General features: G+C 66.7%; 8 protein-coding genes. All 8 read left to right on the top strand.

Features of this window, described 5'->3' with window-relative positions; genetic code table 11:
* Positions 1 to 121 precede the first annotated feature (121 nt).
* Entirely contained in the window at positions 122 to 1,102 is a 981-nt protein-coding gene (locus NBW84_RS10620) for a DUF7065 domain-containing protein (protein ID WP_250284084.1), read from the top strand.
* Positions 1,099 to 2,337 (top strand): CaiB/BaiF CoA transferase family protein, encoded by a 1,239-nt coding sequence (locus NBW84_RS10615; protein ID WP_250284082.1) that lies wholly within the window; start codon positions 1,099 to 1,101, stop codon positions 2,335 to 2,337. Before NBW84_RS10620 ends, NBW84_RS10615 begins: the two co-directional genes overlap by 4 nt.
* Positions 2,338 to 2,350: 13 nt before the next feature.
* On the top strand, positions 2,351 to 3,499 hold the full coding sequence (locus NBW84_RS10610) for an acyl-CoA dehydrogenase family protein (RefSeq protein WP_250284080.1): 1,149 nt from the start codon (positions 2,351 to 2,353) through the stop codon (positions 3,497 to 3,499).
* A gap of 16 nt (positions 3,500 to 3,515) precedes the next feature.
* Entirely contained in the window at positions 3,516 to 4,457 is a 942-nt protein-coding gene (locus NBW84_RS10605; protein WP_250284087.1) for a hydroxymethylglutaryl-CoA lyase, read from the top strand.
* The gene (locus NBW84_RS10600; RefSeq protein WP_250284078.1) at positions 4,454 to 5,728 is read left to right on the top strand and encodes an acyl-CoA dehydrogenase family protein; all 1,275 of its coding nucleotides are present in this window, start codon (positions 4,454 to 4,456) and stop codon (positions 5,726 to 5,728) included. The genes NBW84_RS10605 and NBW84_RS10600 overlap by 4 nt, the downstream gene beginning before the upstream one ends.
* Positions 5,725 to 6,213 carry an FAS1-like dehydratase domain-containing protein gene (locus NBW84_RS10595; protein WP_250284076.1) on the top strand — a complete coding sequence of 163 codons (489 nt, stop codon included), beginning with the start codon at positions 5,725 to 5,727 and terminating at the stop codon, positions 6,211 to 6,213. The genes NBW84_RS10600 and NBW84_RS10595 overlap by 4 nt, the downstream gene beginning before the upstream one ends.
* Positions 6,214 to 6,217: 4 nt before the next feature.
* Complete coding sequence (locus NBW84_RS10590) at positions 6,218 to 6,649, top strand: MaoC/PaaZ C-terminal domain-containing protein (protein WP_250284074.1); 432 nt, start codon at positions 6,218 to 6,220, stop codon at positions 6,647 to 6,649.
* Positions 6,646 to 7,154, top strand: a 509-nt coding sequence (locus tag NBW84_RS10585) for an SDR family NAD(P)-dependent oxidoreductase (RefSeq protein ID WP_250284071.1), incomplete at its 3' end; no start/stop codon positions are given. The genes NBW84_RS10590 and NBW84_RS10585, both read left to right, overlap by 4 nt.

The following is a 7,154-nucleotide window of genomic DNA, read 5'->3' as shown; positions in this document are numbered from 1 at the left end:
CGGCGGCACCACCTGCCATGGGTCCGTCATGCGGTCGGAGCTTGCACTCCTAAACAAAATCTGCGTTCATTTAGACAGCAGCGGCACCGGGCCGAGGCGTTGACTACAGCCAGGAGGGTTCATGGTCGACTTCGTGCGTCCCGAGGACGACTACTTCCACAAGGGCTCGATGACGGACAGCCCCTTCTGGAACGAGAGCGCCTGGTTCCCGTTCTATGTCGCGGAGCGGAACCTCTCGGGCTTCGTCTACATGAACCACCGGCCGAACATGAACTTCTCCATGACGGGTGCGGCCCTCTGGGACCCGTCGGGCGAACAGATGTACGACTGCCTCTACCACGACTGGTTGGAGTTTGCGCCGCTCGACATCCGCAAGGACGGGACGGAGATGTTCGACTACAGCACGCCGAACGGGCTCACGCTGAAGTGCGTCGAGCCCCAGAAGACCTTCCTGATGCAGTACGACCGCGACGGCTGCCAGTTCGACCTGCGCTTCGACGCTACCATGGACGTGGCCAACGCGGGCTTCCCGGACGGCTCGCAGGAGTGGGGGCCGCACCACTATGAGCAGGGCGGCCGGGTCAGCGGGAAGGTATGGATCAACGGCGAGGAGATCGACGTCGACTGTGGATCCAACCGCGACCACAGCTGGGGGCCCCGCCTTTACAAGGACAACCCGCGTGGTGACTTTCCGTGGTTCAACGACGGGAAGGGCTTCGCTTTCCAGATGTACAACATAGGCACCGAGCCGCTGGCGACGGACCCGATCATAGGCACGATCGAGCCGGCGATCACCGGATGGATCCAGAAGGACGACAAGGTCAGCCATGTCGTCTCCGGCACCCGGCAGGTCCTCGAACGGCGCCCCGACGGAGTGCCGTGGAAGCTGGCCATCGAGGGCACCGACGGCATGGGGCGCACCATCCGCGCGGAGGGCGAGTGTAAGAACGTCCTCAAGTGGGTGCCCTGGGCCCGCTACCTGCAGTACTGGTCGCTCTGCGAGTGGACGCTCGACGACGGGAGCAAGCAGTACGGCGAGGCGATCGAGTGGTTCCCCGGAATCCAGGCGCGTCGCTTCCTGCGGGGGTTGGGCCAGTCATGATCGAATTGCTGCAGGGTGTGCGCGTCATCGAGTGCGCGATGCTGCCGACCGGTGACCAGACCAGTCGCCTGCTCGGGGATCTCGGGGCCGACGTGATCAAGGTGGAGCGCCCGGGTTACGGTGACTACCTGCGCGAGCTTGGTGATCGGATCACGCCGCAGAACAGTGTGTTCCATCTGCTCTGTAACCGCAACAAGCGCAGCGTCACGATCGACCTGCGGCAGGACGAGGGGCGCGACCTGTTCTTCAGCCTGCTGAAGACAGCGGACGTCTTTGTGGATGGCTTCGCCGGCGATGCGTGTGAGGCTCTCGGAATCGGCTACGAGGCGCAGCGCGCGGCCAAGCCGAACATCGTGTACTGCCAGGCAAGCGGCTTCGGGGCCCGCGGAGCGTACAGCCAGATCCCTGTACACGGCTACATGATGGGAGCAGTGGCCGGCCAGGAGCAGTACAAGGTCGACGAGCGGGGCGTGGTGCACCAAGTCCTCAACCCCGAGGGGCTGTACTTCTCCGGATCGATCGACGGGCCGCTGTCCACCGCACTGTACGCCGCCCTCACGACGATCGCGGCGTTGCGGCGCCGAGACCAGACAGGCGAAGGTGCCCGCATCGACGCGGCGGGCGCGGACGCGGTGCTGGCCAACCAGGCTCTGGACGCTGTGATGGCGTGGAACTCGACACGCATTACGGATCGACGCAACCCGCCTCCGCCGGTAGGCATGGACCCGCACAAGCGACCCAAGTACACCTGGTACGCGACCAAGGATGACCGGATCGTGCTCCTCGCCGCCATCGAGCACAAGTTCTGGGACAACTTCTGCAGAGCCGTCGGCCGGGAAGACCTGCTCGACGTCAAGAACACGTCGTTCGCCGTCGACTTCGCCGACGGCGGCAAGGCTGATCTGCTGGACGAGCTTGTCCCCGTGTTCAAGGAGCGCACGCTCGCCGAGTGGATGGACATCGCGCGCGCACACGACATCCCCCTGTGCCCGGCGAACTCCAAGCAGGACACGCTCGACGACCCGCACCTGCGTGCCCGCGAGATCGTGCACGAGACGACGCACCCGGTCGCGGGCCCCTACACGGGCACGGGATGGCCGGCTCCGGTCTCGGGGCAGCCGTTCGACGTGGCCCGTCATGCCCCAGCGTTGGGTGAGCAGACCGACGAGATCCTGGCCGAGTTGGGTCTTACGGCCGAACGGATCGCACGCCTGCGCGAACGACGCGTGGTTTGAGGAGTATCCCGACATGAAGCGGAATGTCTTCCAGACGGAGCACAATCTGTTCCGCGACAGCTTCCGGCGTTTCCTCGAGAAGGAGGTCGTACCTCACCACCTGGAGTGGGAGCACGCCGGCATCGTGCCGCGCGAACTCTTCCTGGCCGCAGGGGCGAACGGCTTCCTCGGTCTTGATGTCCCTGAGCGTTTCGGCGGGGGAGGGGTGACGGACTTCCGCTACAACGTCGTCATGCACGAGGAGGTGCAGGCCGCGGGCGTCAACGCGTCAGGGCTGGGGCTCTCCCTGCACAACGACACAGCTGTGCCTTACCTGCTTCAACTGGCCAACGACGAACAGGCCGAGCGCTGGTTTCCGAGGCTGGTCACGGGCGAGTTGATCACAGCGATCGCCATGACGGAGCCAGGAACCGGCTCGGACCTGGGCGCGGTGCGCACGTCGGCCGTGCGAGACGGCGACGACTACGTTGTCAACGGCTCGAAGACGTTCATCACCAACGGCATCAACGCCGACCTCGTCATTGTCGTCGTGAAGACCGATGTCACCGCTGGCGCGCGCGGCCTGAGCCTGCTGGTTGTGGAGCGCGACACCCCGGGCTTCGCGCGCGGGAAGAACCTGGACAAGATAGGCATGCACGCCCAGGACACCGCAGAGCTGTTCTTCGCCGAGGCGCGCGTCCCTGTCGCGAACCTGCTTGGCCAAGAGGGAAAGGGCTTCGGCTACCTCAGCAGGAACCTCCCTCAGGAACGCCTGGCCATTGCCGCGATCAGCGTGGCCGCGGCACAGGCGGCGCTCAGATGGACACTCGAGTACGCGCGCCAGCGCTCGGCTTTCGGGCAGCCCATCGGCTCCTTCCAGCACAGCCGCTTCACCCTCGCCGAAGCGGCGACCGAGGTGAGTGTGGCGCAGGCCTACGTCGATCGGTGTCTCGAGGCACACATCGCTGGTGAGCTCACGGCCGAGGAGGCGGCCATGGCGAAGTGGTGGTGCTCCGATATGCAGAACCGTGTCGTCGACCACTGCCTCCAGTTGCACGGTGGCTACGGCTATATGACCGAGTACCCCATCGCGCGAGCGTTTGTCGACGCGCGTGTCCAGAAGATCTACGGTGGTACCAACGAGATCATGAAGGAAATCATCGGCCGCTCTCTCGGGCTGTAAGGAGCACGCTGTGGTCATGATCGCGCCGCAGGTTGTCGCCCGCGACAACCTTCCGCAGCGTGTCCGTGTCTATGAGGTGGGCGCGCGTGACGGTCTTCAGAACGAGAAACAGGTCATCTCCACGGTGGTGAAGGCCGAGTTCGTCGAGCGGCTCGTAGCTGCCGGCCTGCGGACCGTGGAAGCGACGAGCTTCGTGCACCCGAAGTGGGTGCCACAGCTGGCGGATGCTGAGGACCTCATCGACCGCCTACAGCCGGTGGACGGGGTGCGCTATGTGGTCCTCGTGCCGAACGCCAAGGGCCTGCAGCGGGCCCTCGACCGAGGTGTGCGAGATATCGCGATCTTCGCTTCGGCCACCGAGACGTTCTCACGGCGCAATCTCAACCGCAGCGTCGCTGAGTCGATTGAGATGTTCACGCCGGTTGTGGAGCAGGCACGCGCAGCTGGAGCCGGTGTGCGCGCATATGTCTCCATGGTCTGTGGCGACCCGTGGGAAGGGAAGGTGCCTGTGACGCAGGTCGTCGACGTGGCGACGCGCCTTGTGGCGCTGGGCTGTACGGAACTCTGCCTTGGCGACACGATCGGGGTGGGGACCCCCGGCCACGTGCGCGCCCTCGTGCGCGCCCTCATCGCCGCGGGGATCGAACGGGACCAGCTCGGTGTGCATTTCCACGACACCTACGGACAGGCGCTTGCCAACGTCCTGGCAGCGCTCCAGGAGGGCGTCACGACGGTCGACAGCTCCGCGGGTGGCCTGGGTGGCTGTCCCTACGCCGAGAGCGCGACGGGCAACCTCGCCACCGAGGACCTGCTCTGGCAGCTGCACGGGCTCGGCATCGAGACTGGCGTCGACCTGCACGCGCTCGTGCGCACCAGCCTCTGGATGGCGGAGGAACTGGGCCGGCCGAGCCCGTCGCGCACTGTACAGGCCCTCGCAACCAGTGTCGGGGCAGCATGAGCACAGCAGATCTCCAGATACCGCCGGGTACGCCGCCTGCGCAGCTGCGTGAGCTGCTGCGCGGCTGGATTGCGGCCAACGCGCCCCAGGGTCTCTCCGACATCCTGGACTGGCGGGCCCGCGTCGACCTGCCGGGCTCGGTGATGCGGGCTGTCAGTGAGGAGCAGCACGCTCAGGCTCAGCGGCACCCGCTCTTCCGAGAGTGGGAAGAACGCTGTCTCCAGGCGCGTCTGGTCTGCCCGGCCTGGCCGGAGGAGTACGGTGGCCGCGGCTGGGAGGCGCCGGAGATGACGGTGCTCGACGAGGAGTTCTTCCGCGCTGGCCTGCCGCGCGTCGACCGAGTGCAAGGCGAGTCGATGGTCGGACCGTCGATCATCCTGCACGGCACCGACGACCAGAAACGGCGTCTGCTGCCTTCGATCCTGTCGGGCGAGCACCGTTACTGTCAGGGTTTCTCCGAGCCCGGTGCAGGGTCTGACCTGGCCTCGGCCCGGACCCGCGGCGTGATCGAGGGTGATGAGGTCGTCATCACCGGCCAGAAGGTCTGGACCAGTCGTTTCGCCACGGCAAATATGATTTTTGTTCTCTGCCGGACCAACACCGACGCGCCCAAGCACAGAGGCCTCTCCTACGTCATCGTCCCCTTCACACCGGGGGAGAACGGCATCGACGCCCGCCCCATCCGTCAGATGACCGGTGCGGAGGAGTTTGCCGAGGTCTTCTTCGACGGGACGCGCGCACGGCTGGACAACGTCATCGGGGGCCTGGGTGAGGGCTGGCGGGTCGTGCAGTCGACGCTGGCCTTCGAGCGCGCTGCCGCAGGGCGCGCAACGACCATGCTGGTGCAGTCGCGCGAACGAGAGCTGGCCGCGCTCGTCGAACTCGCGCGCGCCAGGGGCCGGGATCGCGACCCGGTGGTGCGCCAGCAGTTGGCCTGGGCACATACCCAGGTTCGGCTGCTGCGCGCATCGTGGGAGCGCACCGTCTCCGAGGTTGCCGCTGGACGGGAACCGGGTCCGCAGCTGTCCACGTGGAAGCTGTTCTGGAGCGAGTACCACCTCAAACTCGGGGCCTTGGCGCTGGATATCGCGGGAACCGACGCGCTACTCCGTCCAGAAGGACCTGGCCACCCGGTCGACCCCTGGCAGGACGCCTTCCTCGTGGCCCACTCTGGCACCGTCTACGCCGGGACCAGTGAGGTGCAGCGCAACATCCTCGGTGAGGGTGTCCTGAGGCTGCCTCGCGAGCCCAGGCAGGCAGGTGCCCGGTGAGCTTCTCGTTCCCGGTCGAAGCAGGCGCGGTGCTCATGTTCGCCCGCGCTCTGGGGGATCTTGACCCCCGTTGGTACGACGAGGAGTCCCCTGCCGCGCAGGCGCACGGCGGCGTGCTGGCCCCACCCACCTTCGTGGCGAGCGTGGCGCACTTCGACCCCGACTGGCCGTACCGTCCGCGCCCTGGCGTGCCCTGGCACGGGTCCGGTCGCGGTCCGGGCTTCCCGCCGCCGGCCAGCGGCAGCGGCAGCGGCAGCGGCACCAGCCTTCATGCGGAGCAGCACTATGAGTACCACCGCCCGATCCGGCCCGGGGACGTGCTCACGGTGGACCGGGAGCCCGGCAAGCGCTGGGAGAAGCAGAGCGCACGCGCCGGGACGCTTCGCTTCGAAGAGGAGATCACCCGGTTCACCAACCAGCGCGGTGAGCTCGTCGTCACAGCAATCCGTGTGCGGGTGGTCACCGAGCGACCGGTGGAAGGGTGACAAGGTGAGACTCGAACAGCTCACGGAGGGCGACAGCCACTCCCAGGTGGTCGTGCACGATCTGACGCGCACCCAGCTCGTCATGTATGCCGGCGCATCCGGTGACTTCAACCCGCTGCACACAGACGAGGTCTACGCCACACAGGTCGCCGGATACGACAAGGTCATAGTGCACGGCCAGCTCACGATGGGGCTGACCGCCAAGATGGTGGCCGGCTGGATTGACGAGGCGGATCTCAGCGCCTTCGGGGTCCGCTTCAAGAACCAGGTCTGGCCGGGAGACACCCTGACGGTCTCAGCCACGGTGACGTCAGTGACGAAGGGCCCCTATGGCCCAGAAGCTGAACTCGCACTCTCGACCACCAACCAGGACGGCGTGGAGGTCGTGAGCGGGTACGCGCGGCTGCGCGAGGCATGGACTGCGGAGGCGCGATGAGCGATCAGCCACAGGCACTCGTCGCGGGAGGCAGCGGCGGTATCGGCGCCGCTGCCTGCGAAGCCCTCGCACGTGAAGGCTTCGATGTCGCATTGACATACCGCAGCAATGCGGACGCGGCTGAGGCGGCGGCCAAGGCCGTGCGAGCGCTGGGTCGCAACGCCACGGCGCACCCTGTGGACCTCACCGAGGCAGCGGACGTCGAGGCGCTCGTGGACTCGTTCGCCCGGCTGGACACCGTCGTGTACGCCGCAGGCCCACAGATTCCCATGCGTTACGTCGGGAGCATCGACCAGGGGCTGTTCGCTGAGCAGCTGTTGCGCGATGCCGCGGCCTGCTTCAACTTGCTGCGGCCTGCAATCGCGCCGCTGCGCGCAACGAGAGGATCCGTGGTCTGCCTCGTCACGACGGTCCTCCGTCGGTGGGCTGCCCGGGACCTGCTCTCGGCGGCGCCGAAGGGCGCCGTCGAGCAGATAGCCCGTGCCATCGCGGCCGAGGAGGGCAA

Source organism: Protofrankia sp. CiP1_Cm_nod2, from assembly GCF_920664355.1.
In the GTDB taxonomy this organism is placed as follows: Bacteria; Actinomycetota; Actinomycetes; order Frankiales; family Frankiaceae; genus Protofrankia.
Note: the sequence above shows the minus strand (reverse complement) of the source record. Positions and strands in the feature narration are given on the sequence as shown.